This is a genomic window from Pseudomonas sp. DP-17 (assembly GCF_022380625.1).
In the GTDB taxonomy this organism is placed as follows: domain Bacteria; phylum Pseudomonadota; class Gammaproteobacteria; order Pseudomonadales; family Pseudomonadaceae; genus Pseudomonas; species Pseudomonas nitroreducens_A.
Genome location: NZ_JAKSXG010000009.1, coordinates 307,197 through 330,828 on the forward strand (window position 1 = coordinate 307,197; position 23,632 = coordinate 330,828).

A 23,632-nucleotide genomic window follows, 5' to 3' on the forward strand; every position below is an offset into this window, starting at 1 on the left:
ATCCTTATACGATGATGCGGTTCATGTAACCGCCAAAGGCTTGCAGGTAGCGCGGAATCGGCATCAGGAAGGCGTCGTGGCCCTGTGGTGCGTCGATTTCGAGGTAGCTGACGTTCTTCTTCGCCGCCAGCAGCGCGTCGACGATCTCCCGCGAGCGCGCCGGGGAGAAGCGCCAGTCGGTGGTGAAGGACATCACGCAGAAGTCCGCCTTCACCCCGGACAGGGTGCGCGCCAGGTCGTCGCCGTGGGCGGCGGCCGGGTCGAAGTAGTCCAGCGCCTTGGTCATCAGCAGGTAGGTGTTGGCGTCGAAACGGGTCGAGAACTCTTCGCCCTGGTAGCGCAGGTAGCTTTCCACCTGGAACTCGACGCTGTGCAGGTCGTAGTTGAGCTTCTCCGACTTCATGTCGCGGCCGAACTTGGCGCCCATGGCGTCATCGGAGAGGTAGGTGATGTGCCCGACCATCCGCGCCAGGCGCAGGCCGCGTCGAGGGATCACGTCGTGTTCCTGGAAATGGCCGCCGCAGAACTCCGGGTCCGAGAGGATCGCCTGGCGCGCCACTTCGTTGAAGGCGATGTTCTGCGCCGACAGCTTGGGTGCGCTGGCAATGCATAGGCAGTGGCGCACGCGCTCCGGGTAGCTGATCGTCCACTGCAGCGCCTGCATGCCGCCCAGGCTGCCGCCGACGATGGCGGCCCAGCTCTGGATACCGAGGCGGTCGGCCAGGCGCGCCTGGCTGTGCACCCAGTCTTCCACGGTGACGACGGGGAAATCCGCGCCGTAGGCCTTGCCGGTGGCGGGGTTGGGGCTGGTCGGCCCGGTCGAGCCGTTGCAGCCGCCCAGGTTGTTCAGCGCAACGACGAAGAACTTGCGGGTGTCGATGGGCTTGCCCGGACCGATGCAGCTGTCCCACCAGCCCGGCTTGCGTTCATCTTCGCTGTGGTAACCGGCGGCATGGTGATGGCCGGAGAGGGCATGGCAGATCAGCACGGCATTGCTCGCCGTGGCGTTCAGCTCGCCGTAGGTCTCGATCACCAGCTGGTATTCGGGCAGCGTCTTGCCGCAGGCCAGGGGCAGCGGTTCGTTGAACTGCAGCGTCTGGGGGGTGACCAGACCGACGGAATCTTCGGGGAAGACTGTTGGCATCGACCCAGCTCATGAATAAAAAAGGACGGCCAGTCTAAAGAGCGCCGCCCCCTGCGGCAAGCGTACTTGGAAGCGGCGGGGCGGGCGTGGCGCGGCTTTCAGGCGCGCTGGGAGGTGGGCAGGGTGACGACCTTGGCCTGGCGCTGCAGCGGCGCCGGGCGGCGTAGCTGGCGGAGGATGTCGGTGGCCTCGGTGAGCTGCTGTTCCAGCTCCGCGGTATAGCGTCCCAGCAGCAGCGAGCGCTGCCGTGCCTGCTGGGTTTCCTGGGCCAGGGCCTTGAGGCGCAGCATGTGGGTTTCCAGCATCTGCTTGTGCTCCAGGCTGTACTGCATCAGCGGCATCAGGGCGTCGGCTGCCCACTGCTCGGCTTCCTCGCGCAGGCGCTGGTGCAGGCCGATGACTTCCTGGGCGACGGTGGCGAAGAAGCGCCGGGTCAGCAGGCGTTGCTCGGTGAGCAGGGTCTTCAGGTGCAGGCGGAAGCGATCGGCCTTCTCCTGCAGCTTGGCCAGGTCGCGCAGGTAGCGCTGCACGCGGAACTGCGGAGCATCCAGGGCGTTGAGCGGGTTCTCCTCGTTGTGCCGCTGGTAGATGGCCGCGACCATGCGGTTGGCGGTTTCCGCTTCATGCTCCATGGCGACCAGGTCGCCTTCCACGGTGCGGAAGAATTGCAGGATGGCCTGGTTGATGCCAACCGTGGTCCAACTGCCGCGCAGCTTGTCGTGGACCTTCTTCAGGTGCTGTTCCAGGCGCTCGGCGCGCACCGCCTCGCGCAACTGCTCGCCCTGGTGGCGCAGCAGGCGCTGGTTGGTCTTCAGGCTGAGCAGGCGCTTGTGGTGCAGGGTGTGGTCATCCTTGGTCCGCGCGGTCAGCTCGAACAGCAACTGGCCGCTGTCCTGTTGCTGGTCGTTGAGCAGCGCCTGCTGCTCCTTCACCTTGTCCAGGCGCACGCGCAGACTGTGCTGGCTGTTGTTGACCAGCGCCAGCACCTGGCCGACCACCGCAGTCTCCAGCAGACGTTCCTTCTGCGCGACGATGCGCTCGCAGAGCAGCTCTTCGAGGGACTCCATCTGGCTGCGCGCGAGCAGTTCGCGATCGCCGCGCACCTTGGCCAGCAGTGCCTGCTTGGCCGACAGCGGCAGCACGTCCTCGCGGGCAATGCCCAATTGGCGCGCGGTGGTGTCCTGGATGTGGCGGATGGCGTTCTGCACGAAGGCTTCGCCGGCCAGGTCGTCCCAGAGCACATCGATCTTGTTCAGCACCGCGTAGAGGGTGGTGTGGCCGTCTTCGCCGAGCTGGCGCACGTGGTCCTGCCAGATCGCCATGTCGGAGGCGGTGACGCCGGTGTCGGCGGCCAGCAGGAAGAGGATCGACTGCGCGCTGGGCAGCATCGACAGGGTCAGTTCCGGCTCGCTGCCCAGGGCATTCAGGCCGGGGGTGTCGAGGATGCGCAGGCCCTGGCGCAGCAGCGGATGGTCGAAGTTGACCAGTGCGTGACGCCACGCCGGCACCAGCACGAGGCCGGGCTTGTCGGTGGCTTCGAGCATGTCCGGGTGGAAGCCCAGCTGGATCGCCTGTTCCACCGGCAGCGGCTTGGTCTTGGCAACCTGGGCGAAGGCCTCGGCCATGTTCGCCGGGTCAGAGGTATCCAGGGGGATGTTCACCCAGTGCCGCGGGATGCGCTTGAACTGCGCCACGCTGGCATCGGCGACGCGGGTCTCGATGGGCAGCAGGCGGATATAGGGGCGCTCGGAGCGCGGGTCGAAGAACAGCTCGGTGGGACACATGGTGGTGCGCCCGGCCTGGGACGGCAGCATGCGCCGGCCGTAGCCGGAAAAGAACAGGCTGTTGATCAGCTCGGTCTTGCCGCGCGAGTACTCGCCGACGAAGGCCAGGGTGATGTGGTCGACGCGCAACAGGCGCAGGGTGCGCTCAAGACGGTTCTCGATTTCCGGGGTATTCAGCCGCGCGCGCTCCAGCCAACTGCGATAGCGGGTGATCTCACGGACCAGCTCGCGCTTCCAGGTGACGTAGGCATCGATCTGCTGACTGAGACGTTCCATGCTCATCCGGGCGGTCCTTGGGCTGGCGCGTCCTGCGCGGGAAATGGATGGCGTGGATTATGCGGCCGAGTGTAGGAATAGCAATTGGCCTACAGCACATTCCTACACGTAAGGTCGGCCAAGGCTACCGAGCGGCTATCCCAAGTTCTGCCGGAAGTTTCGCCGGCCGGGGAATGCGCACGCGCTTCTGGCGATTGAGCTCGCCGCTTTCCAGCTTCACCGCGCTTTTCGGCACGCCGAAGGCCTTGCCGAGAAAGGCCAGCAGGTGGGCGTTGGCCTTGCCTTCCACCGGTGGCGCGGTGAGGCGGATCTTCAGGCGCTCACCGTGCAGCCCGGCGAACTCGTCGCGGCTCGCCTTGGGCTGCAGGTGGCAGTCGAGGATCAGGTCCTCGCCGTCCCAGTGATAGAACGGCATGCCGGATTACATGAAGGGCGAGAGGATCTGCGGCATTCCGGTCATCGCCGCCAGATTGCCGATCACCAGCATGTCGATCAGCTTCAGCGCGATGAACGCGAAGATCGGCGAGATGTCCAGCCCGCCCAGGTTCGGCAGCAGCTTGCGGAAAGGCGCCAGGAAAGGCTCGCAGATCTGGTTCACCAACTGGGCGCCGGGGTTGTAGCTGCCCGGAGCCACCCAGGAGAGGATCACGCTGATGATCAGGGCGAAGAAGAAGATCTTCAGGAACAGCGAGGTCACCGCGATGATCGACCACACCAGCAGCTGCAGGATGTAGCCGCCGACGCCGTAGCCCATCAGGGTCAGGGTGATGACCATCAGCACCAGCTGGATCAGGATGGCCAGCACCAGCGAGGCGAAGTCGATGCCGCCGAAGCCGGGGATGACGCGGCGCAGCGGGTTCAGCAGCGGCTTGGTGGCGCGCACGATGAACTGGCTGAGCGGGTTGTAGAAGTCGGCGCGGACCAGTTGCAGGATGAAGCGCAGCAGCACGATCAGCAGGTACAGGCTGCCAAGTGTCTGGATCACATAGATGGCGGCTGTGGAAAGTCCGGTCATGGGGCGGTCCTTGGTGAACGTTGGGCGCCGGCGCATAGGGCCGGGCGAATCGGGCGGTCGGTCAACGACGGCGCTGTAACGCCATACTGTAGGGAATTCATCGTCGCCGGTCGCGTGTAAGTGTGTTTCGTCACGTGCAAATTCAACCCCGCTTGGCCATCAGATCCGGGCTGTTGCAGGCCGGGTCGGCGCTCCGGTCCAGGCCCAGCAGGGTGAAGCCGTTGGATTCCTGGCGGATGCTGACATAGCGCTGGTTGCCCTCGGCCAGGGGCTGCGGGCTGTCCAACTCGATGTCCACCTGGAAGCGCGTGGGGTCTTGCTTGCAGGCGCGCACGGCGGTGTAGGTCAAAGTGACGCCGGCGCGCTTGTTCAGACCGATGAGTTCATCGCGTGCCATCAGAGCCGCGTCGGCGCCGGCCGGTTCCGCCCAGGCGCGGGCGAGGCCGGCGTCTATCCGCAACCATTCATCGACGAAGCCGCGGCCATTGGACGCGGCCGGCTGGATGCGCTGGAAGGCTTCACCGTCCTGGCGGTAGCGAAAGATACCCGGGCGGGTCAGCAGGTCACCGTCCAGGCTGCCGACCTCGGCGCGCCACTCGAAGCCGTCGGGGCGGGCCTTGAGCTGGACTTCCTGTTCATCGCGAACGTAATCGTGCTCGGTATGCAGCAGGGTTCGCTGGGCCTGGTCCGCCGTCGCCGGGCGTACCACTTCCAGTGCCAGGTGGCTCCAGCGCGAGGTGCACCAGGGCGTGCCGTGCATCAGCGCCACGTCACCGCTGGCGAGGCGGCTGAGCATGAACAGGTCGCCGTAGGCGCCGGAGATGTCCGTGTAAGGGCCGCTCTGCCAGTCCAGCGCGCGCACCCAGGCGTCACCTTCGCGACGGTAACCGCGCAAGACGTTGTCGGTGCCGCAGGGAATGGCGAAGCCGCCGCTGACCAGCAGCAGCGCGGTGGGGCTGTCGCTCAGGCTGACGAGGATTTCGTTCTGGTCGGGCAAGGAAACTGCGCTGTCGCTGACAGGCTTTGGCGCGGGCAGCAGGCGCTGGCGCAGCTCGGCCTGCAGGGCATCGAGGTCCGGCGTGGCCTGGGCGCAGGCGAGATGGGCGTCGAAGGCGTCGGCCAGCGTCTTTTTATAGTGCTCGATGGCTTGGCTGAGCGCGGGTGTGACGGTGTTGTCCGCATCGTCGTTGAAACCGCTGGCCATCGCCTGCTGCATGAGCTGATAGGCCGTCAGCGCCGCCTCGTCGATGGACGGGGCAACCGGGCATTGCGCCGCCTGGGCGACGGCGCTGGCCAGCAGGAGGCAGGCGGCGAGGGGCGGTGCGACCTTCCGTGGTCGCCGGGTGGCGTGGGTCATCGCAATCAGCGGCCCAGCTGCTCGGCCAGTTCGGCGGAACGATGATCGGCGGCGTTGACCGCCTTCTCCACCAGCGCCTCGAAGCCGTTGGCCTGGAAGGTGGTGATAGCCGCTTCGGTGGTGCCCTTGGGCGAGGTCACGCGGCGGCGCAGCTCGGCCGGGTCGACATCGCTGGTGGTCGCCATCTGCGCGGCGCCCAGGGCGGTCTGGCGGGCCAGTTGGCCGGCGACTTCGCGGGACAGGCCGAGCTTCTCGCCAGCGGCGGTCATGGCTTCCATCAGCAGGAAGAAGTAGGCCGGGCCGCTGCCGGAGACGGCGGTAACCGCGTCGATCTGGCGCTCGTCGTCGAGCCACAGCGCAATGCCCACGGCGCTCAGCAGTTGCTGCGCCTGCCCGCGCTGGGCAGCGCTGACGCTGGCGTTGGGGTACAGGCCGCTGGCGCCCAGGCCGACCAGCGCCGGGGTGTTGGGCATGCAGCGGACGATGGCGCGCGGCTGGCCGTTCACCGTGCCCAGCCAGCGCTCGAGGCTGGCGCAAGGGATGCCGGCGGCGATGGAGACGATCAGCGCGTTCTCGGTCAGCGCCGGCGCCAGCGCCAGGCAGACGTCCTTCATGACCTGCGGCTTGACGGCCAGCACCACCACGTCGGCATCGGCCACGGCGCTGGCGTTGTCGCCGACCACTTCGATGCCGTGCTCGGCGGCGATCTTCGCGCGCTGCTCGGCGCCCGGATCGCTGGCGCGGATGTCGCCGGCGGCAACGCCCTTGGCGCGCAGGCCACCGATGAGACTGGCGGCCATATTGCCGGCGCCGATGAAGGCAATGCGGGTGCTGCTCATGGAGTCTCTTCCTTTATTAATGCGAGGCGCCGTAGTCGCGGGCGCCGAACAGGGCGGTACCGATCCGCACCCAGGTGGCGCCTTCGCCGATGGCGGCTTCGAGGTCGTGGCTCATGCCCATGGACAGGGTGTCCAGGCCGAGATTGAGGGCTTGCATCAGTTCGCGCAGGCGGGCGAATGCAGCGTGCTGCGCCGCAACGTCTTCGGTGGGCTCGGGGATGGCCATCAGGCCGCGCAGTTTCAGCTGCGGCAGTTGCGCCACCGCCTGGGCAAGGGTGGGCAGTTCGGCCGGGGAGCAGCCGGACTTGCTGTCCTCGCCGCTGACGTTCACCTGCAGCAGCACGTTCAGCGGCGGCAGGTTCGCCGGGCGCTGTTCGGAGAGGCGCTGGGCGACCTTCAGGCGGTCCACCGAGTGGACCCAGTCGAAGTGCTCGGCGATGGGCCGGGTCTTGTTCGACTGGATGGGGCCGATGAAATGCCAGGTCAGCGGCAGATCGGCCAGCTCGGCCTGCTTGGCCAGGGCTTCCTGCAGGTAGTTCTCGCCGAAATCGGCCAGGCCTTCGGCATACGCCTCGCGGATGGCGGCGGCGGGTTTGGTCTTGCTCACGGCCAGCAACTGCACCGAGCCAGGCGTGCGATTTTTCGCTTGTTCCGCCTCACGGATTCGTACGCGAACCTTTGCAATATTCTCTGCTATCGTGGACATTACCGTCGCTTTTCCGCCCGGCTGCTGCGTGTTCTGCGGCATTCTACCTGCTTGCTCTTGATTGGGGAGTCCCATGGATATTACCGAGCTGCTCGCCTTCAGCGCCAAGCAGGGCGCTTCGGACCTGCACCTCTCGGCCGGCCTGCCGCCTATGATCCGCGTTGACGGCGACGTTCGCCGCATCAACCTGCCGCCGCTGGAGCACAAGCAGGTTCACGCGCTGATCTACGACATCATGAACGACAAGCAGCGCAAGGATTACGAAGAGTTCCTGGAAACCGACTTCTCCTTCGAAGTGCCGGGCGTCGCCCGCTTCCGGGTCAACGCCTTCAACCAGAACCGCGGCGCCGGCGCCGTGTTCCGGACCATTCCCTCCAAGGTCCTGACCATGGAGGACCTGGGGATGGGCGAGGTGTTCAAGCGCGTCTCCGACGTGCCGCGCGGCCTGGTGCTGGTGACCGGCCCGACCGGTTCGGGCAAGTCCACCTCGCTGGCGGCGATGCTCGACTACCTGAACAACACCAAGTACAGCCACATCCTCACCGTCGAAGACCCGATCGAATTCGTCCACGAGTCGAAGAAGTGCCTGGTCAACCAGCGCGAGGTGCACCGTGACACCCTCGGCTTCAATGAGGCCCTGCGCTCGGCCCTGCGTGAAGACCCGGACATCATCCTGGTGGGTGAGATGCGCGACCTGGAAACCATCCGCCTGGCGCTGACCGCCGCGGAAACCGGCCACCTGGTCTTCGGCACCCTGCACACCACCTCCGCAGCCAAGACCATCGACCGTATCGTCGACGTGTTCCCCGCCGAAGAGAAATCCATGGTTCGTTCCATGCTCTCCGAATCCCTGCAGGCGGTGATATCCCAGACCCTGCTGAAGAAGATCGGCGGCGGCCGGGTCGCGGCCCACGAGATCATGATCGGCACCCCTGCAATCCGTAACCTGATCCGCGAGGACAAGGTTGCGCAGATGTACTCCGCGATCCAGACCGGCGGCGCGATCGGCATGCAGACCCTCGACATGTGCCTCAAGGGCCTGGTCGCCAAGGGACTGGTCACCCGCGACGCGGCGAAAGAAAAAGCCAAGATCCCGGAAAACTTCTAACCCCACCGGGCCCTCGTGGCCCGGCGCACGGAGCGCGCCACACGCACTCGCTTCGTGATCCGACAGCCCCGTCGTAGTCAGCGTGAACCTGGCGAGAAAGATCATGGAATTCGAGAAGCTGTTGCGCCTGATGGTGGAAAAGGGTGCCTCCGACCTGTTCATCACGGCAGGCGTGCCGCCTTCGATGAAGGTCAACGGCAAGGTACTGCCGGTGACCAAGACCGCGCTGTCGCCGGAGCAGACCCGCGAGACCGTGCTCTCGGTGATGAACGAGCAGCAGCGCCGCGACTTCGCCGAGAACCACGAGTGCAACTTCGCCATCAGCGCCCGTGGCGTCGGTCGCTTCCGTGTCAGCGCCTTCTATCAGCGCAACCTGGTGGGCATGGTGCTGCGCCGCATCGAGACCAACATCCCGACCATCGATGACCTGAAGCTGCCGGAAATCCTCAAGAAGCTGGCGATGACCAAGCGCGGCCTGGTGATCTTCGTCGGTGCCACCGGTACCGGTAAGTCCACCTCCCTGGCGGCGATGATCGGCTACCGCAACAAGAACTCCACCGGCCACATCATCTCCATCGAAGACCCCATCGAGTACATCCACCAGCACCAGGGCTGCATCGTCACCCAGCGCGAGGTGGGCCTGGACACCGACACCTTCGAGGTGGCCCTGAAGAACACCCTGCGCCAGGCGCCGGACGTGATCATGATCGGCGAGGTGCGCTCGCGCGAGACCATGGACCACGCCGTGGCCTTCGCCGAAACCGGCCACCTGTGCCTGGCGACCCTCCACGCCAACAACGCCAACCAGGCGCTGGAGCGGATCATCCACTTCTTCCCGGCCGACCGGCATGGGCAGGTGTGGATGGACCTTTCGCTGAACCTCAAGGCCATCGTTGCCCAACAACTGGTGCCGACCCCGGACGGCAAGGGCCGCCGCGCGGTGATCGAGGTGCTGCTGAACACCCCGCTGGCCGCCGACCTGATCCGCAAGGGCGAGGTCCACGAGCTCAAGCCATTGATGAAGCGCTCCACCGAGCAGGGCATGCAGACCTTCGACCAGGCGCTGTACCAGCTCTACACCCAGGGCGAAATCACCTACGAGGATGCACTGGCCTACGCCGACTCGGCGAACGACCTGCGCCTGATGATCAAGCTGGGCTCGGAGACCGATGCCGATCACCTGAGCACCATGACCCAGGGCCTGACCCTGGAGATGAGCGACGACGATCCCAATCGGCGTTTCCGCTAAGCCCGTCCTGCGAACAGATAGCGCCCGAGAAGCCCGCTCCGTGCGGGCTTTTCGTTTATGCTCAGGGCCTTGTCACGCAACGGGAGAAAGGCATGTCCGCCAACCCTGATACCCACAGCAAGGTCATCGGCTACCTGCTGTGGATCTTCGGCTTCACCGGCTCGCACCGCTTCTACTACGGCCGGCCGATCACCGGCACCATCTGGTTCTTCACCCTCGGCCTGTTCTTCATCGGCTGGATCATCGACCTGTTCCTCATCCCCTCCATGGACGACGCGGCGGACCAGCGCTACCGCTCCGGCGGCGTGGACTACAACGTCGCCTGGATCCTGCTGACCTTCCTGGGCGTGTTCGGCGTGCACCGCATGTACATGGGCAAGTGGCTCACCGGCATCCTCTACCTGTTCACCGGCGGGCTGTTCTTCATCGGCGTGCTGTATGACTTCTGGACGCTGAACAGCCAGATATCCGAGCGCAACGGGCCGCAGCGGATCTGAGCCTTCGTACCCCGTAGGAGCGGCCTGCGTCCGCGATTGGTCCACGGCGAGACGGAAATCATCGCGGACGCCGTCCGTTCCTGCGAAATGCAAAACCCGCCGTCTTTCGTCGCGCCGCCTGGCGCGAGCTGTGCCCCGCGCCTAAGGTCAGGAGGACAGAAGCAGGTGCCGCCGGGCGATCCCCGGCTCGCCCAGAAGGAGTGGCTGCCATGAGCAACGAATCCCGCCCTGCCGTGCTCGACCTGATCGGCAATACCCCCATGGTCCGCGTCACGCGCTTCGATACCGGACCCTGCACCCTGTTCCTCAAGCTCGAATCGCAGAACCCCGGCGGCTCCATCAAGGACCGCATCGGCGTCGCCATGATCGAGGCGGCCGAGCGGGACGGCCGACTCAAGCCCGGCGGCGTCATCGTCGAAGCCACTGCCGGCAATACCGGCCTGGGCCTGGCGCTGGTGGGGCGCGCCAAGGGCTACCGGGTGGTGCTGGTGGTGCCGGACAAGATGTCCACCGAGAAGGTCCTGCACCTGCGCGCCATGGGCGCCGAGGTGCACATCACTCGCTCCGATGTCGGCAAGGGGCACCCGGAGTACTACCAGGACGTCGCTGCGCGGCTGGCGAAAGACCTGCCGAACGCCTTCTTCGCCGACCAGTTCAACAACCCCGCCAACCCGCTGGCCCACGAGACCGGCACCGGCCCGGAAATCTGGGCACAGACCGGCCATGACCTCGATGCCGTGGTGGTCGGCGTCGGTTCCGCCGGCACGCTCACCGGCCTCACGCGCTTCTTCCAGAAGGTCCAGCCCGGGCTGGAAATGGTCCTGGCCGACCCGGTGGGCTCGATCATGGCCGAATACTCGCGCTCCGGCGCCATCGGCACGCCCGGTTCCTGGGCGGTGGAGGGCATCGGCGAAGACTTCGTGCCGTCGATTGCCGACCTCTCCAGCGTGCGCCATGCCTACTCGATCAGTGACGAGGAGAGCTTCGCCACGGCCCGCGAACTGCTGCGCAACGAAGGCATCGCTGCCGGTTCGTCCACCGGCACGCTGCTGGCTGCCGCGCTGCGCTTCTGCCGCGAGCAGAAAGCACCCAAGCGCGTGGTCAGCCTGGTCTGCGACACCGGCACGCGCTACCTGTCGAAGATCTACAACGACCAGTGGATGACCGACCAGGGCCTGCTGCAACGCAAGCGCTACGGCGACCTGCGCGACATCATCGCGCGGCGTTTCGAGGAAGGGCGCGTGGTCAGCGTCGGCCCCGGCGACACCCTGCTGACCGCCTTCCAGCGCATGCGCCTGGCGGATGTCTCGCAACTGCCCGTGCTGGATGGCCCTCGGCTGGTCGGCGTGATCGACGAATCCGACATCCTCATGGGCGTGCATGACGACCCGGCGCACTACCGTCGCGAGGTCGCCAGCGCCATGAGCGACACCCCGGAAACCCTCGCCCCCGGCGCCAGCCTGGGCGAACTGGAAGCCGTGCTGGCGCGCGGCCTGGTGGCGATCATCGCCGACGCCTCGGGCTTCCACGGCCTGATCACCCGCTTCGACCTGCTCAACCATCTACGGAGGACCCTCGCATGAGCCAGCACGACGACCGCCTCGGTTTCGCCACCCGCGTGATCCACGCCGGGCAGCAGCCGGACCCCTCCACCGGGGCGATCATGCCGCCGATCTACGCCAACTCCACCTACCGCCAGGACAGCCCCGGCGTGCACAAGGGCCTGGACTACGGCCGCTCGCACAACCCCACGCGCTGGGCGCTGGAGCGCTGCGTGGCGGACCTGGAGGGCGGCAGCAAGGCGTTCGCCTTCGCCTCGGGGCTGGCGGCGATTTCGGCGGTGCTGGAGTTGCTCGACGCCGGCTCGCACATCGTTTCCGGCAACGACCTCTACGGCGGCACCTTCCGCCTGTTCGAGCGAGTGCGTCGGCGCAGCGCCGGGCATGACTTCCACTTCGCCGACCTGGCCCAGCCCGGCGCGCTGGAAGCAGCGCTTACCGACAAGACCCGCATGGTCTGGGTGGAAACCCCGAGCAACCCGCTGCTGCGCCTGACCGACCTTGCCGCCATCGCCCGCACCTGCCGCGAGCGCGGCATCCTCTGCGTGGCCGACAACACCTTCGCCAGCCCTTATGTGCAGCGCCCGCTGGACCTGGGCTTCGACATCGTCGTGCACTCCACCACCAAGTACCTGAATGGTCACTCCGACGTCATCGGCGGCATCGCCATCGTCGGCGACAACCCCGACCTCGCCGAGCGCCTGGGCTTCCTGCAGAACTCGGTGGGCGCCATCGCCGGCCCGTTCGATGCCTTCCTCACCCTGCGCGGGGTGAAGACCCTGGCGCTGCGCATGGAGCGGCACTGCGCCAATGCCCTCGACCTGGCGAAATGGCTGGAGCAGCAGCCGCAGGTCAAGCGCGTCTACTACCCCGGCCTGCCGTCACACCCGCAGCACGAGCTGGCGCGCACGCAGATGAAGGGCTTCGGCGGGATGATCTCGCTGGACCTGGGCACCGATCTCGCCGGCTCGCGGCGCTTCCTGGAGAACGTCCAGCTGTTCGCCCTGGCGGAGAGCCTGGGCGGCGTGGAAAGCCTGATCGAACACCCGGCGATCATGACCCACGCCAGCATCCCGCCGGAAAACCGCGCGGCGCTGGGGATCGGCGATTCGCTGATTCGCCTGTCGGTGGGGGTGGAAGACGTGGAGGACCTGCGTACCGATCTGGCCAAGGCGCTGGCGATGATCTGAAGCACGAGACGCATTTGTAGGATGGAGCGAAGCGATACGCGTCGCTCGCGGCACCGGCAGCATGGGTATCGCTGCGCTCCACCCATCCTGCGCCCGGGCTTCCTGCAGATGCGCCAATAAAAAAGCCCGCCAATCGGCGGGCTTTTTTCATGGAGCGATGAGGCGTTACACCGCGTGGACGATATGCCCGTCCACCAGGGTGCAGCGCACTACGCCCGGCAGGCAGTGGCCGAGGAACGGGCAGTTCTGGCCACGGGAGTGCCAGGTCTCGCCCGCCAGGGTCTGGCCGTCGGCTTCGAACAGCACCACGTCCGCCGCGGCACCCACGGCCAGCTTGCCGGCCGGCAGGCGCAGGGCGGCGGCCGGGCCGCTGGAGAGGCGTGCGAGCAGGGTCGGCAGGTCGAGCAGGCCGTCCTGCACCAGGGTCATGGCCAGCGGCAGCAGCAGCTCGACGCTGCTGATGCCCGGGTCGGTCGCGGCGAACGGGGCGTTCTTCGCGTCCTGCTCGTGGGGCTGGTGGTGGCTGGCGATGGCCTGGATCACGCCGCTCTTCACCGCTTCGCGCAGGGCGTCGCGGTCCTTGCGCGAGCGCAGCGGCGGCTGCACGTGGTACAGGCTGGAGAAGTCCGCCAGCGCCTCGTCGGTGAGGATCAGCTGGTACAGCGCCACGTCGGCGGTGACCGGCAGGCCACGGGCCTGGGCCTGGGCGATCAGCTCGACGCCACGGGCGCTGGTCAGCTGGCTGAAGTGCGCGCGCACGCCGGACTGCTCCACCAGCAGCAGGTTGCGCGCCAGGGCAACGGTCTCGGCGGTTTCCGGGATGCCGGCGAGGCCGCGGAAGCTGGCGGTCGGGCCTTCGTGGGCGAGGCCGCCTTCGGCCAGGTCATGGTCCTGGGAAGTGAAGATCACGGTGAGGTCGAAGGTCGCCGCGTATTCCAGCGAGCGCAGCAGCACGCGGTTGCTCGCCATCGGCGCCAGGCCGTTGGTGAAGGCCACGCAGCCTGCGTCGCGCAGGGCGACCAGCTCGGACAGCTGCTCGCCGGCCAGGCCCCTGGTCAGCGCGCCGATGGGGAAGACCTTGGCGTTGCCGGCCTCGCGGGCGCGGTCGAGGATCAGCTCGGCGACCGCCGAGGTGTCCAGCACCGGCTTGGTCTGCGGCGGGAAGCACAGGCTGGTGACGCCGCCGGCTGCGGCGGCGCGGGTTTCGCTTTCGATGCTGCCCTTGCGGCTGTAGCCCGGCTCGCGCAGGGCGACGCTCAGGTCCACCAGGCCGGGCGCGGCGATCAGGCCGGCGGCGTCGATTTCCTGGGCGGCGTGGAAGTCTGCGGGGGCGTCGCCGATGGCGACAATGCGGCCGGCCTCGATGTGCAGGTCGCAGACCTTGTCCAGGCCGCTGGCCGGGTCGATCAGGTGGGCGCCACGAATACTGACGGTCATTGCGCGTCCTCCTGTTCCAGCTGGCGTTGGGCGTTCTGGCCGCTCATGGCCATGGACAGCACGGCCATGCGGATGGCGATGCCGTAGGTGACCTGGTTGAGGATCACCGACTGTTCACCGTCGGCCACGGCGGAATCGATCTCCACGCCGCGGTTGATCGGGCCGGGGTGCATGACAATGGCGTCGGGCTTGGCCAGCTGCAGACGCTTGCCGGTCAGGCCATAGAGCTTGAAGAACTCGCCCTCGCTGGGCAGCAGGCCGCCGGCCATGCGCTCGCGCTGCAGGCGCAGCATGATCACCACGTCGACGTCCTTCAGGCCTTCGTTGGCGTCGGTGAAGACCTTCACGCCGTACTGCTCTTCCAGGCCCACCGGCAGCAGGGTGCGCGGGGCGATGACGCGGATGTCCGGGCAGCCCAGGGTCTTGAGCGCCAGCATGTCCGAGCGGGCTACGCGCGAGTGCAGGATGTCGCCGACGATGGCCACCGAGAGGTTCTCGAAGCTGCCCTTGTGGCGGCGGATGGTGAGCATGTCGAGCATGCCCTGGGTCGGGTGGCCGTGGCGGCCGTCGCCGCCGTTGATCACGGCGACATTGGGGCTGACGTGCTCGGCGATGAAGTGCGCGGCGCCCGAGTCGCTGTGGCGCACGACGAACATGTCGGCGGCCATGGCCTCCAGGTTGCGCAGGGTGTCGGTGAGCGTCTCGCCCTTGCTGGTCGAGGAGGTCGACACGTTCAGCGAGATGACGTCGGCGGACAGGCGCTGGGCCGCCAGTTCGAAGGTGGTGCGGGTGCGCGTGGAGTTCTCGAAGAACACGTTGCAAACGGTCTTGCCGCGCAGCAGCGGGACTTTCTTCACCGCGCGGGCGCCGACTTCGAGGAAGGAGTCGGCGGTATCGAGGATTTCAGTCAGCAGTTCGCGGGACAACCCGTCGAGCGAGAGGAAGTGGCGCAGCTGGCCCAGGTCGTTGAGCTGCAGCGGGCGCTTGGCGTCGGTCGGCATGTGGCAGGCCCTGAAAGTTGGGAGTGGAGGTCCGGGCGCGCGGGGTCACAGCGCGGTGCTGAGAAGCGTGCGCTCGAGGACAAGTGGTGCGGGACCGCGCAATTTTACCCGCTCGTTGGGTGCCAGGGACAGGGTTTCGCCGACGATATCCGGGCGAATCGGCAGCTCCCGCTTGTTCAGGTCTACCAGGCTGACCAGGGTCACGCTGGCCGGCCGACCGTAGTCGAACAGCTCGTTGAGCGCGGCGCGAATGGTCCGGCCGCTCATCAGCACGTCGTCTACCAGCACCAGGTGCTGGCCGTCGATCTCGAAGGGCAGTTCCGACGGACGGACCTGCGGGTGCAGGCCGCTGCGGCTGAAATCGTCGCGGTAGAAGGAGACGTCGAGGATGCCGAGGATCTCGTCGCTGCCCAGTTCCTTGAGCAGTTCCTGGGCGACCCAGATGCCGCCGGTGTGGATGCCGACGAAGCGCGGCGAGTCGATGCCGCGCTGCGCCAGGTAGTTGCGCAGGTCGGTGGCCATGCGGGGGATGAGTTCGGCGGGGCTGGGCAGGGTCATGACGTCTCCGGTTCGGTTGGCGAGGCCACCCGGCGCGGGCGGCCATCGGGGCGGACCGTTCCGGGAAGGAGTGGTCCGGCAAGCTTAGTGGCTTTCGCTGCGCTGGCGCTGCCTCAGGTCAAGGACACCGCGGCCATGGCAGACAGGGGCCTGGGATCAGGCAGGGGCGTTTTCCGCCAGCCAGCCCTCCAGCAGCAGGGCGGCGGCCAGGGCGTCCACCGGGCGCTCGCGGTAGCCGTCGCGCTGGCCCTGGGCCAGGCGCTCGCCCTTGGCAGCGTAGGTGGTCAGGCGTTCGTCGTGGGTGTGTACCGGCAGGTTGTAGCGGCCATGCAGGCGGCGGGCGAATTTCTCGGCGCGCTCGCTCATGTCGCTGGGGGTGCCGTCCATGTTCAGCGGCAGGCCGACGACGATGGCGTCGGGCTGCCATTCCTTGATCAGGGCTTCGACGCGGCTCCAGTCCGGCACGCCGTTCTGCGCCTTGAGCACGCAGAGCTCTCGGGCCTGGCCGGTGATGGCCTGGCCGACGGCGACGCCGATCTGCTTGGTGCCGTAGTCGAACCCCAGGAGCAGGCGCAGGGGTTTGCTGCTCATCAGGCGTGCCCGGCCTGGGCGGTGAGCAGGCTGAGGTTGACTCCCAGACGCTCGGCGGCCGCCGACAGGCGCTGCTCGGCCGGTACCTCGAAGAGCACCGCCGGGTCGGCGGGGCAGGTCAGCCAGGCGTTGTCGGTCAGTTCCGCTTCCAGCTGGCCGGCTTCCCAGCCCGCGTAGCCGAGGGTGATCAGGTGCTGTGCCGGGCCGCTGCCGTCGGCGATGGCGAACAGCACGTCCTGGGAGGTGGACAGAGACAGCTCGCCCATTTCCAGGGTGGCCTGGTAGCTGCGCCCGGCAGGGTGCAGGACGAAGCCGCGGTCGGTCTGCACCGGGCCGCCGCTGTAGATGGTCATGCCCTGGCAGCGCACCGGCGGAAGTTCGTCCGGGCGCAACTGTTCGAGCACGTCGGCCAGGCTCAGGCCGCTGGGGCGGTTGATGATCAGGCCCATGGCACCCTGCTCGTTGTGTTCGACGATGTAGGTGACGGTCTGGGCAAAGTTGGCGTCCGCCATGTGCGGCATGGCGATGAGGAAATGGTGCTTGAGGTAGCTGGCGGCTGTGCTTTTCATGCCGCCTAGTTTCAGGCCTGCGGGTCAAAGGGACAAGACTTGAAAGCGCAACGGCGCACCACGGGCGCTGTCGGGCGAGTCGGGTCAGTTGCTGGACAGTCGGTCGCCGCGCTCGAAGCGCCAGGTGCGGATGATTTCCAGACGGTCGATGTCGTTCAGGTCGCCCGAGAAGGGCGCGAAGGGGGCGGCCAGTCGCACGATGCGTTGGGCGGCCTGGTCGAGCAGGGGTTGGCCGGAGGATTCCAGTACCTGCACTTCGTAGAGCGAACCGTCGCGGTTGATCGACACCAGCAGTCGCAGGCTGCCGTAGATGCGCTGGCGGCGGGCTTCGTCGGGGTAGTTGAGGTTGCCGATGCGCTCGATCTTCTTGCGCCATTCCTCTTTATACCAGGCGCCCTTGTCGCGCATGGTCGAGGCGGCGCTCAGGCGGTGGATGCGCGGGCGCTTGGCGTAGGCCTGCTGTTCGCGGGCGAGGTCGGCCTCCAGGCTGGAGATCTCCGCCGAAAGCTGGCTTGAATCGAACTGCGGCGCTGGCTTGGCGACGGTCTCGGCCTTGGGCGTCTGCTGCTTGGTCTGCACCTTGTCCGGGCGCGGGGTGCGGGTGGCGACGGCGGCCTTGGGCGCTTCCGGGCTCTTGGCCTGGCGCGGCGTGGCCGGCGGGGAGACTTTCTTGACCTCGGTGTCCTGGAACGGCGCCTGCTCGGTGGTCTTGGGGATCGCCTTGTGTTCCAGGGTGCCGCTGCCCTGCTGGTTCATCTGCGCGAGGTAGTCCGCCTTCTCCGGCGCCTTGTCGCTCTTGAAGCTGGCGAGGGTGATTTCCAGCGTCTTGCTCAGCTGGCTGGGGCTGGGCATGGTGAAGCCCACCCCCAGCAGCATGGCCACGTGCAGGATGGCCGCAACGAACAGGGTGAAACCCAGACGGTCCGCCGGACGTACGCCGGAGGACGCGGGGAAGTCTTGGTGGGTTGCAGCGTTCATTGCGGATCGCACGGGCCAGGGTGGGGCGGAAGTCTGCCGACGAGGCTTATAAAAGTCTATGACGCACTACGCGCCTTGAGCTTTTCGTCGATGACTGCCATCAGTCTCTCACCGATGCGCGTGTCGTAGGCCGCATCGATCTCGCGGATGCAGGTCGGGCTGGTGACGTTGATCTCGGTGAGGTTCTCGCCGATCACGTCCAGGCCGACGAACAGCAGGCCGCGCTTGCGCAGTTCCGGGCCGACCTGCGCGGCGATCCAGCGGTCGCGCTCGGTCAGCGGCTGGGCCACGCCCCGGCCGCCGGCGGCGAGGTTGCCGCGGGTCTCGCCCTGGGCGGGGATGCGCGCCAGGCAGTACTCCACCGGTTCGCCGTCGATCATCAGGATGCGCTTGTCGCCGTCCTTGATGGCCGGCAGGTAGCGTTGCGCCATGACCTGTTCCTGGCCGTGGCGGGTCAGGGTCTCGAGGATCACCGAGAGGTTCGGGTCGCCTTCGCGGTGGCGGAAGATCATCGAGCCGCCCATGCCATCCAGGGGTTTGAGAATGATGTCACGATGCTCCGCGGCGAAATCGCGGAGAATGTCGGACCGGCGGCTCACCACAGTCGGCGGCGCGCATTGCGGGAACAGCGTGGCGAAGTACTTCTCGTTGCAGTCGCGCAGGCTCTGCGGCTTGTTGACGATGAGCGTGCCGGCGGTTTCAGCCTGTTCCAGCAGGTAGGTGGAGTAGACGAATTCGTTGTCGAAGGGCGGGTCCTTGCGCATCAGGATCACGTCCAGGTCCGACAGCGGCTGGTCGACTTCCTCTTCCAGCTCGAACCAGTGGGCCGGGTCGTAGAACACCTTGAGCGGGCGCATGCGACCGCGGGCGACGTTCTCTTTCTGGTAAAGGTCCTGCTGTTCCATATAGAAGAGCTGCCAGCCGCGGGCCTGGGCGGCGAGCAACATGGCCAGCGAGCTGTCCTTCTTGAAGCTGATCTGCGCGATGGGGTCCATCACGATCCCGAGGCGTACGCTCATGGGATGTCCTCCTGGGGGAAATCGTCGGCGTGGGGCTGCGGCATCAGGCCGCGCCGCAAAGGCTGAAAATGGACGCTCAGGGTGGCGCTGGATGTGCGCTCGGTCAAGGAAAAAGCCTGCGTGTTCCGGGTCTTATGGCCTGAATTTGCTGGGCGTGGTAAAGATTCTGACGATTGTGGTAAAAGGTTCCCACGATTGGGTCGCAGCCCGACGGTGGCAGGGCGCGTGCGCACTGAAATAAAAAGCGGAAAAACGACTCACCGAGATGGTAAGGGCGAACATGGAACAGCATTCCGACGGTTTGAAAGTAATGGTGATCGACGATTCCAAGACGATTCGTCGCACGGCTGAAACCCTGCTGAAGAAAGTCGGCTGCGATGTCATTACGGCCATCGACGGCTTCGACGCGCTGGCCAAGATCGCCGATACCCATCCCAGCATCATCTTCGTCGACATCATGATGCCGCGCCTGGATGGCTATCAGACCTGCGCCCTGATCAAGAACAACAGTGCATTCAAATCCACGCCGGTGATCATGCTGTCCTCCAAGGACGGCCTGTTCGACAAGGCCAAGGGTCGCATCGTCGGTTCCGATCAGTACCTCACCAAGCCCTTCAGCAAGGAAGAACTGCTCGGCGCGATCAAGACCCATGTGCCCGACTTCACCCCGGTGGAGCACGCTTCCTGAAGTCCGGCGCGAGCGCCGGTGACGCCTATTCCGTATGGGGACCACAATGGCTCGAATTCTGATTGTTGATGACTCGCCGACCGAGATGTACAAGCTGACCGCGATGCTGGAAAAGCACTCGCACCAGGTACTCAAGGCCGAAAATGGCGCCGATGGCGTGGCCCTGGCTCGCCAGGAAAAGCCCGACGTCGTCCTGATGGACATCGTCATGCCCGGCCTGAACGGCTTCCAGGCGACCCGTCAGCTGTCCAAGGACCCGGAAACCAGCGCGATTCCGGTGATCATCGTCACCACCAAGGACCAGGAGACCGACAAGGTCTGGGGCAAGCGCCAGGGCGCTCGCGACTACCTGACCAAGCCGGTTGACGAAGAAACACTGCTCAAGACCATCAATTCGGTGCTGGCCGGCTGATCCAGCCGTTGCTGCACACCCGAACATAATTATTAGAGAAGGCCAGGGCCGGCATGGCGGAAGTCCAGAGTCCTTTCGAGGTTCTCGTCCAGATCGATCAGCGCTGTCGTCAGCTGGCCGCGGGGCTGCCCGCCCAGCGCGAAGTGGTGCAGAGCTGGAACGGCATCGGCTTTCGCATGGCTGGGCGCCTGTTCGTGGCGCCCATGGGGGAGGTCGGCGAGGTTCTTCACGAACCGCGCTACACACTGCTGCCCGGTGTCCGTGACTGGGTGAAGGGGGTCGCCAACGTGCGCGGCCGCCTGTTGCCGATCATGGACCTGTGCGGCTTCCTCGGCGCGGAGCTTTCGCCTCTGCGCAAACAGCGGCGCGTGCTCGTCGTGGAGCACCAGGAAGTCTTCGCCGGCCTCATCGTCGATGAGGTGTTCGGCATGCAGCACTTCCCGGTGGACACCTTCTCCGAGCAGTTGCCACCGCTGGAAGCGGTCCTGCAGCCCTTTATCCATGGCGTCTTCCATCGGGAGCAACCCTGGCTCGTGTTCAGCCCGCATGCGCTGGCTCAGCACCCGGGGTTCCTGGATGTCGCCAGCTAGCGTTTGACCGGTTGGGCCGGCGTTGCCGGCCCTTGTTGTGACATGGAATTCGTAATCGTGGTGGGTCCAGGCGGGGGCCGAATATGAAAAATATAAAGGCAGGCAGTCTTTTTTCGGGTGCGCGCAGCAGTTCGCTGATCCTCGGACTCTTCGTGGTCCTGATCGTGGCGATCGTCTTGCTGTTCGCCAACTTCGCTTACCTCAACACCCAGGCGAACCACGACAAGCAGTACATCGGCCATGCCGGCGAGCTGCGCGTGCTGTCCCAGCGTATCGCCAAGAACGCCACGGAAGCCGCGGCGGGCAAGGCGGAGGCGTTCAAGCTGCTGAAAGAAGCGCGCAACGACTTCGAGAAGCGCTGGAACATCCTGACCAAGGGTGACGAGAGCACCGGCCTGCCGCCGAGCCCGGATTCGGTACAACCGCAGATGGCGGATGTGCAGAAGGACTGGGACACCCTGCGCAAGAACGCCGACTCCATCCTCGCCAGCGAACAGACCGTACTGTCCCTGCACCAGGTGGCCGCGACCCTCGCCGAAACCATCCCGCAGCTGCAGGTGGAGTACGAAGAGGTCGTCGATATCCTGCTGGAAAACGGCGCCCCGGCCGACCAGGTCGCGGTAGCCCAGCGCCAGTCGCTGCTGGCCGAACGTATCCTCGGCTCGGTGAACAAGGTGCTGGCCGGTGACGAGAACTCGGTGCAGGCCGCCGACAGCTTCGGCCGTGACGCCAGCCTCTTCGGCCGCGTACTCAAGGGCATGAAGGAAGGCAACGCGGCGATGAGCATCTCCAAGGTGACCAACGCCGAAGCGGTGGATCGCCTCAACGAGATCGCCGAGCTCTTCGAATTCGTGTCCGGCTCGGTGGACGAGATCCTCGAGACCTCCCCGGAACTGTTCCAGGTCCGTGAAGCCGCCAACACCATCTTCGGTGGCTCGCAGACCCTGCTGGACAAGGCTTCCAGCCTCGCCGCCGGCTTCGAGAACCTGGCCGAAGGCCGTGTGTTCAACCAGGTCGCCAGCGCCGCGCTGGGTATCATCGCCCTGGGCGCGATCATCCTCATCGGCCTGGTGATGGTGCGTGAGACCAACCGCCGGCTGGCCGAGACCGCCGAGAAGAACGAACGCAACCAGGCGGCGATTCTGCGACTGCTCGACGAAATCGCCGACCTCGCCGACGGTGACCTGACGGTGGCCGCGACGGTAACCGAGGACTTCACCGGTGCGATCGCGGACTCCATCAACTACTCCATCGACCAGCTCCGAGAGCTGGTGGAAACCATCAACCTGACCGCCGTGCAGGTGGCCGCCGCCGCCCAGGAAACCCAGGCCACCGCCATGCACCTGGCCGAGGCTTCCGAGCACCAGGCCCAGGAAATCGCCGGCGCCTCCGCCGCGATCAACGAAATGGCCGTGTCCATTGACCAGGTATCGGCGAACGCCTCCGAGTCCTCGGCGGTAGCGGAACGTTCCGTAGCCATCGCCAACAAGGGCAACGAAGTGGTGCACAACACCATCACCGGCATGGACAACATCCGTGAGCAGATCCAGGACACCTCGAAGCGGATCAAGCGCCTGGGTGAATCGTCCCAGGAGATCGGTGACATCGTCAGCCTCATTAACGACATTGCCGACCAGACCAACATCCTCGCCCTGAACGCCGCGATCCAGGCGTCCATGGCGGGCGACGCGGGCCGCGGCTTCGCCGTGGTAGCGGACGAAGTACAGCGCCTGGCGGAACGTTCCTCCGCGGCGACCAAACAGATCGAGGCGCTGGTTAAGACCATTCAGACCGACACCAACGAAGCGGTGATCTCGATGGAACAGACCACCTCCGAGGTGGTACGCGGTGCCCGTCTGGCGCAGGACGCCGGTGTGTCGCTGGAAGAGATCGAGAAGGTATCCAAGACCCTGGCCGCGTTGATCCAGAACATTTCCAACGCCGCCCGTCAGCAGGCCTCTTCCGCCGGCCATATTTCCAACACCATGAACGTGATCCAGGAGATCACCTCGCAGACCTCCGCCGGTACCACCGCCACCGCGCGCAGCATTGGTAACCTGGCCAAGATGGCCGGCGAGATGCGCCACTCCGTATCCGGCTTCAAACTGCCGGACACCGCCGAACAGGCCTGAGCAGAGGAGGTGCGCTGCTCCTGGCCGGGTAGCGCACGACAATCTTGAGCGAGGGGCGCGACATGCAGGCAAGTGGCGTCTGGTCGTTGCAGCCGTTGGCCGACATGTCGGCCGCGGACTTCCGCGACTGGCAGGCACTGTTGGAAGACCGTACCGGCGTCGTCGTCAACGAACAGCGCCGCGCCTTCCTGCAGACCAGCCTGGGCGCGCGGATGCGCGAGCTGGGCATTGCCGACTACGGCACCTACTACCGGCAGGTCACCGATGGCCCGCGTGGCGCCGTCGAGTGGTCGAACCTGCTGGATCGCCTCACCGTTCAGGAAACCCGTTTCTTTCGCCACAAGGCTTCCTTCGAAGTGCTCGAGCGCTACCTGCTCCAGCGCCTCGAACAGGTCGGCCCGAGCCGGCCGCTGGCGCTGTGGAGCGTCGGCTGTTCCAGCGGCGAGGAGCCTTACTCCCTCGCCATGGTGGCCGCCAAGGTTCTCGAGGACGCAGGTCTGGCGCCGCTGTTCGGCGTGACCGGCACCGACATCAGCCTCAATGCCCTGAACCGGGCGCGCGAGGCGATCTATGCGGCACGCAAGCTGGAGGATATCGACCCGGAACTGGCCACGCGTTATTTCAGCGTGCAGGATGACGGTCGATACCGTGTGATACCCGATCTCGCCGGGCGCGTCTGTTGTGCGCGGCTGAATGTGCTGGAACTGGCCAAGGCGCCAATGTCCGGCATGGACGTGATTTTTTGCCAGAACCTGCTGATCTATTTCCGCCGCTGGCGGCGGCGGGAAATCCTCAATCGCCTGGCCGAGCGCCTGGCGCCCGGAGGATTGCTGGTGATCGGAGTGGGCGAGGTCGCCGATTGGCACCACCCGCTGCTCGAACCGGTCGCCGATGAGCGCGTTCTGGCCTTTACCCGGAAGGGATGACACAGAC

At 66.2% G+C, this 23,632-nt stretch carries 24 protein-coding genes; 10 read left to right on the forward strand and 14 right to left on the reverse strand.

The annotated features are described in order from the left end of the window. Window positions 1-4 precede the first annotated feature (4 nt). From MJ122_RS15940 to MJ122_RS15970, 7 genes are all read right to left on the reverse strand, one after another. Window positions 5-1,144, reverse strand: coding sequence for a homoserine O-acetyltransferase (locus MJ122_RS15940; protein WP_017520111.1), 1,140 nt, complete (start codon window positions 1,142-1,144; stop codon window positions 5-7). 98 nt (window positions 1,145-1,242) lie between these two features. Further along, on the reverse strand, window positions 1,243-3,210 hold the full coding sequence (locus tag MJ122_RS15945; protein ID WP_088415949.1) for a dynamin-like GTPase family protein: 1,968 nt from the start codon (window positions 3,208-3,210) through the stop codon (window positions 1,243-1,245). 118 nt (window positions 3,211-3,328) lie between these two features. Beyond that, entirely contained in the window at window positions 3,329-3,619 is a 291-nt protein-coding gene (locus tag MJ122_RS15950) for a DUF167 domain-containing protein (RefSeq protein WP_017520113.1), read from the reverse strand. A gap of 6 nt (window positions 3,620-3,625) precedes the next feature. Further along, window positions 3,626-4,219, reverse strand: a complete 594-nt coding sequence (locus tag MJ122_RS15955; protein WP_088415950.1) for a YggT family protein — start codon at window positions 4,217-4,219, stop codon at window positions 3,626-3,628. Window positions 4,220-4,361: 142 nt separating this feature from the next. Next, window positions 4,362-5,576, reverse strand: a complete 1,215-nt coding sequence (locus MJ122_RS15960; protein WP_239744781.1) for a hypothetical protein — start codon at window positions 5,574-5,576, stop codon at window positions 4,362-4,364. A 5-nt stretch (window positions 5,577-5,581) separates the two neighbouring features. Further along, window positions 5,582-6,415 (reverse strand): pyrroline-5-carboxylate reductase, encoded by an 834-nt coding sequence (gene proC, locus MJ122_RS15965; RefSeq protein WP_088415952.1) that lies wholly within the window; start codon window positions 6,413-6,415, stop codon window positions 5,582-5,584. Between the two features lie 16 nt (window positions 6,416-6,431). Next, entirely contained in the window at window positions 6,432-7,121 is a 690-nt protein-coding gene (locus tag MJ122_RS15970; protein WP_239744782.1) for a YggS family pyridoxal phosphate-dependent enzyme, read from the reverse strand. Window positions 7,122-7,194: 73 nt separating this feature from the next. Here MJ122_RS15970 and pilT point away from each other — a divergent pair, with 73 nt between their 5' ends. The 5 genes from pilT (at window position 7,195) to MJ122_RS15995 (ending at window position 12,724) form a co-directional block, all read left to right on the forward strand. Further along, window positions 7,195-8,229, forward strand: a complete 1,035-nt coding sequence (gene pilT, locus MJ122_RS15975) for a type IV pilus twitching motility protein PilT (RefSeq protein ID WP_017520118.1) — start codon at window positions 7,195-7,197, stop codon at window positions 8,227-8,229. A 103-nt stretch (window positions 8,230-8,332) separates the two neighbouring features. Then, window positions 8,333-9,478, forward strand: a complete 1,146-nt coding sequence (gene pilU / locus MJ122_RS15980) for a type IV pilus ATPase PilU (protein WP_017520119.1) — start codon at window positions 8,333-8,335, stop codon at window positions 9,476-9,478. Between the two features lie 92 nt (window positions 9,479-9,570). Further along, a complete protein-coding gene (locus MJ122_RS15985) occupies window positions 9,571-9,975 on the forward strand; it encodes a TM2 domain-containing protein (protein WP_017520120.1) in 405 nt (134 codons plus the stop codon). A gap of 209 nt (window positions 9,976-10,184) precedes the next feature. After that, window positions 10,185-11,558 carry a cystathionine beta-synthase gene (locus MJ122_RS15990; protein WP_239744783.1) on the forward strand — a complete coding sequence of 458 codons (1,374 nt, stop codon included), beginning with the start codon at window positions 10,185-10,187 and terminating at the stop codon, window positions 11,556-11,558. Continuing rightward, entirely contained in the window at window positions 11,555-12,724 is a 1,170-nt protein-coding gene (locus MJ122_RS15995; RefSeq protein WP_239744784.1) for a PLP-dependent aspartate aminotransferase family protein, read from the forward strand. The genes MJ122_RS15990 and MJ122_RS15995 overlap by 4 nt, the downstream gene beginning before the upstream one ends. A 165-nt stretch (window positions 12,725-12,889) precedes the next feature. Here the strand turns inward: MJ122_RS15995 and MJ122_RS16000 are convergent, their stop codons facing one another. From MJ122_RS16000 to gshB, 7 genes are all read right to left on the reverse strand, one after another. Further along, window positions 12,890-14,161, reverse strand: coding sequence for a dihydroorotase (locus MJ122_RS16000; RefSeq protein ID WP_239744785.1), 1,272 nt, complete (start codon window positions 14,159-14,161; stop codon window positions 12,890-12,892). Beyond that, on the reverse strand, window positions 14,158-15,162 hold the full coding sequence (locus MJ122_RS16005; protein ID WP_088415957.1) for an aspartate carbamoyltransferase catalytic subunit: 1,005 nt from the start codon (window positions 15,160-15,162) through the stop codon (window positions 14,158-14,160). Before MJ122_RS16005 ends, MJ122_RS16000 begins: the two co-directional genes overlap by 4 nt. A gap of 45 nt (window positions 15,163-15,207) precedes the next feature. Next, window positions 15,208-15,720 carry a bifunctional pyr operon transcriptional regulator/uracil phosphoribosyltransferase PyrR gene (gene pyrR, locus MJ122_RS16010; RefSeq protein WP_088415958.1) on the reverse strand — a complete coding sequence of 171 codons (513 nt, stop codon included), beginning with the start codon at window positions 15,718-15,720 and terminating at the stop codon, window positions 15,208-15,210. A 156-nt stretch (window positions 15,721-15,876) separates the two neighbouring features. Further along, a complete protein-coding gene (ruvX, locus tag MJ122_RS16015) occupies window positions 15,877-16,314 on the reverse strand; it encodes a Holliday junction resolvase RuvX (protein ID WP_026079176.1) in 438 nt (145 codons plus the stop codon). Beyond that, window positions 16,311-16,880, reverse strand: coding sequence for a YqgE/AlgH family protein (locus MJ122_RS16020; RefSeq protein WP_017520127.1), 570 nt, complete (start codon window positions 16,878-16,880; stop codon window positions 16,311-16,313). The genes ruvX and MJ122_RS16020 overlap by 4 nt, the downstream gene beginning before the upstream one ends. An 84-nt stretch (window positions 16,881-16,964) precedes the next feature. After that, window positions 16,965-17,858: an energy transducer TonB gene (locus tag MJ122_RS16025; protein ID WP_239744786.1), complete on the reverse strand. Its 894-nt coding sequence runs from the start codon at window positions 17,856-17,858 to the stop codon at window positions 16,965-16,967. Between the two features lie 56 nt (window positions 17,859-17,914). Then, window positions 17,915-18,877, reverse strand: a complete 963-nt coding sequence (gene gshB, locus MJ122_RS16030) for a glutathione synthase (protein WP_239744787.1) — start codon at window positions 18,875-18,877, stop codon at window positions 17,915-17,917. Window positions 18,878-19,157: 280 nt separating this feature from the next. On the opposite strand from gshB, the gene pilG reads away from it, so the two are divergent. The 5 genes from pilG to MJ122_RS16055 all read left to right on the forward strand — a co-directional run bounded on the left by pilG (window position 19,158) and on the right by MJ122_RS16055 (window position 23,625). Next, window positions 19,158-19,565: a twitching motility response regulator PilG gene (gene pilG, locus MJ122_RS16035; RefSeq protein ID WP_015475142.1), complete on the forward strand. Its 408-nt coding sequence runs from the start codon at window positions 19,158-19,160 to the stop codon at window positions 19,563-19,565. A gap of 46 nt (window positions 19,566-19,611) precedes the next feature. Then, window positions 19,612-19,977 (forward strand): twitching motility response regulator PilH, encoded by a 366-nt coding sequence (pilH, locus tag MJ122_RS16040; RefSeq protein ID WP_024766237.1) that lies wholly within the window; start codon window positions 19,612-19,614, stop codon window positions 19,975-19,977. A gap of 53 nt (window positions 19,978-20,030) precedes the next feature. Continuing rightward, window positions 20,031-20,567 (forward strand): chemotaxis protein CheW, encoded by a 537-nt coding sequence (locus MJ122_RS16045; RefSeq protein ID WP_017520132.1) that lies wholly within the window; start codon window positions 20,031-20,033, stop codon window positions 20,565-20,567. An 83-nt stretch (window positions 20,568-20,650) separates the two neighbouring features. Beyond that, window positions 20,651-22,699 carry a methyl-accepting chemotaxis protein gene (locus MJ122_RS16050; protein WP_088415960.1) on the forward strand — a complete coding sequence of 683 codons (2,049 nt, stop codon included), beginning with the start codon at window positions 20,651-20,653 and terminating at the stop codon, window positions 22,697-22,699. A 62-nt stretch (window positions 22,700-22,761) separates the two neighbouring features. Further along, on the forward strand, window positions 22,762-23,625 hold the full coding sequence (locus MJ122_RS16055; protein ID WP_239744788.1) for a protein-glutamate O-methyltransferase: 864 nt from the start codon (window positions 22,762-22,764) through the stop codon (window positions 23,623-23,625). The last annotated feature ends 7 nt before the right edge of the window (window positions 23,626-23,632 follow it).

What these genes read in the sequence shown, in the direction of transcription:
- MJ122_RS16050 (WP_088415960.1), top strand. Translation starts at nt 20,651, where the DNA reads ATGAAAAATATAAAGGCAGGCAGTCTTTTTTCGGGTGCGCGCAGCAGT.
- MJ122_RS16020 (WP_017520127.1), bottom strand. Translation starts at nt 16,880, where the DNA reads ATGAAAAGCACAGCCGCCAGCTACCTCAAGCACCATTTCCTCATCGCC.
- MJ122_RS15945 (WP_088415949.1), bottom strand. Translation starts at nt 3,210, where the DNA reads ATGAGCATGGAACGTCTCAGTCAGCAGATCGATGCCTACGTCACCTGG.
- pilG (WP_015475142.1), top strand. Translation starts at nt 19,158, where the DNA reads ATGGAACAGCATTCCGACGGTTTGAAAGTAATGGTGATCGACGATTCC.
- MJ122_RS15955 (WP_088415950.1), bottom strand. Translation starts at nt 4,219, where the DNA reads ATGACCGGACTTTCCACAGCCGCCATCTATGTGATCCAGACACTTGGC.
- MJ122_RS16025 (WP_239744786.1), bottom strand. Translation starts at nt 17,858, where the DNA reads ATGAACGCTGCAACCCACCAAGACTTCCCCGCGTCCTCCGGCGTACGT.
- MJ122_RS15940 (WP_017520111.1), bottom strand. Translation starts at nt 1,144, where the DNA reads ATGCCAACAGTCTTCCCCGAAGATTCCGTCGGTCTGGTCACCCCCCAG.
- MJ122_RS15960 (WP_239744781.1), bottom strand. Translation starts at nt 5,576, where the DNA reads ATGACCCACGCCACCCGGCGACCACGGAAGGTCGCACCGCCCCTCGCC.
- MJ122_RS16005 (WP_088415957.1), bottom strand. Translation starts at nt 15,162, where the DNA reads ATGCCGACCGACGCCAAGCGCCCGCTGCAGCTCAACGACCTGGGCCAG.
- pilU (WP_017520119.1), top strand. Translation starts at nt 8,333, where the DNA reads ATGGAATTCGAGAAGCTGTTGCGCCTGATGGTGGAAAAGGGTGCCTCC.
- gshB (WP_239744787.1), bottom strand. Translation starts at nt 18,877, where the DNA reads ATGAGCGTACGCCTCGGGATCGTGATGGACCCCATCGCGCAGATCAGC.
- proC (WP_088415952.1), bottom strand. Translation starts at nt 6,415, where the DNA reads ATGAGCAGCACCCGCATTGCCTTCATCGGCGCCGGCAATATGGCCGCC.
- pyrR (WP_088415958.1), bottom strand. Translation starts at nt 15,720, where the DNA reads ATGACCCTGCCCAGCCCCGCCGAACTCATCCCCCGCATGGCCACCGAC.
- MJ122_RS16000 (WP_239744785.1), bottom strand. Translation starts at nt 14,161, where the DNA reads ATGACCGTCAGTATTCGTGGCGCCCACCTGATCGACCCGGCCAGCGGC.
- MJ122_RS15990 (WP_239744783.1), top strand. Translation starts at nt 10,185, where the DNA reads ATGAGCAACGAATCCCGCCCTGCCGTGCTCGACCTGATCGGCAATACC.
- pilT (WP_017520118.1), top strand. Translation starts at nt 7,195, where the DNA reads ATGGATATTACCGAGCTGCTCGCCTTCAGCGCCAAGCAGGGCGCTTCG.
- MJ122_RS15950 (WP_017520113.1), bottom strand. Translation starts at nt 3,619, where the DNA reads ATGCCGTTCTATCACTGGGACGGCGAGGACCTGATCCTCGACTGCCAC.
- MJ122_RS16045 (WP_017520132.1), top strand. Translation starts at nt 20,031, where the DNA reads ATGGCGGAAGTCCAGAGTCCTTTCGAGGTTCTCGTCCAGATCGATCAG.
- MJ122_RS16055 (WP_239744788.1), top strand. Translation starts at nt 22,762, where the DNA reads ATGCAGGCAAGTGGCGTCTGGTCGTTGCAGCCGTTGGCCGACATGTCG.
- MJ122_RS15995 (WP_239744784.1), top strand. Translation starts at nt 11,555, where the DNA reads ATGAGCCAGCACGACGACCGCCTCGGTTTCGCCACCCGCGTGATCCAC.
- MJ122_RS15985 (WP_017520120.1), top strand. Translation starts at nt 9,571, where the DNA reads ATGTCCGCCAACCCTGATACCCACAGCAAGGTCATCGGCTACCTGCTG.
- pilH (WP_024766237.1), top strand. Translation starts at nt 19,612, where the DNA reads ATGGCTCGAATTCTGATTGTTGATGACTCGCCGACCGAGATGTACAAG.
- MJ122_RS15970 (WP_239744782.1), bottom strand. Translation starts at nt 7,121, where the DNA reads ATGTCCACGATAGCAGAGAATATTGCAAAGGTTCGCGTACGAATCCGT.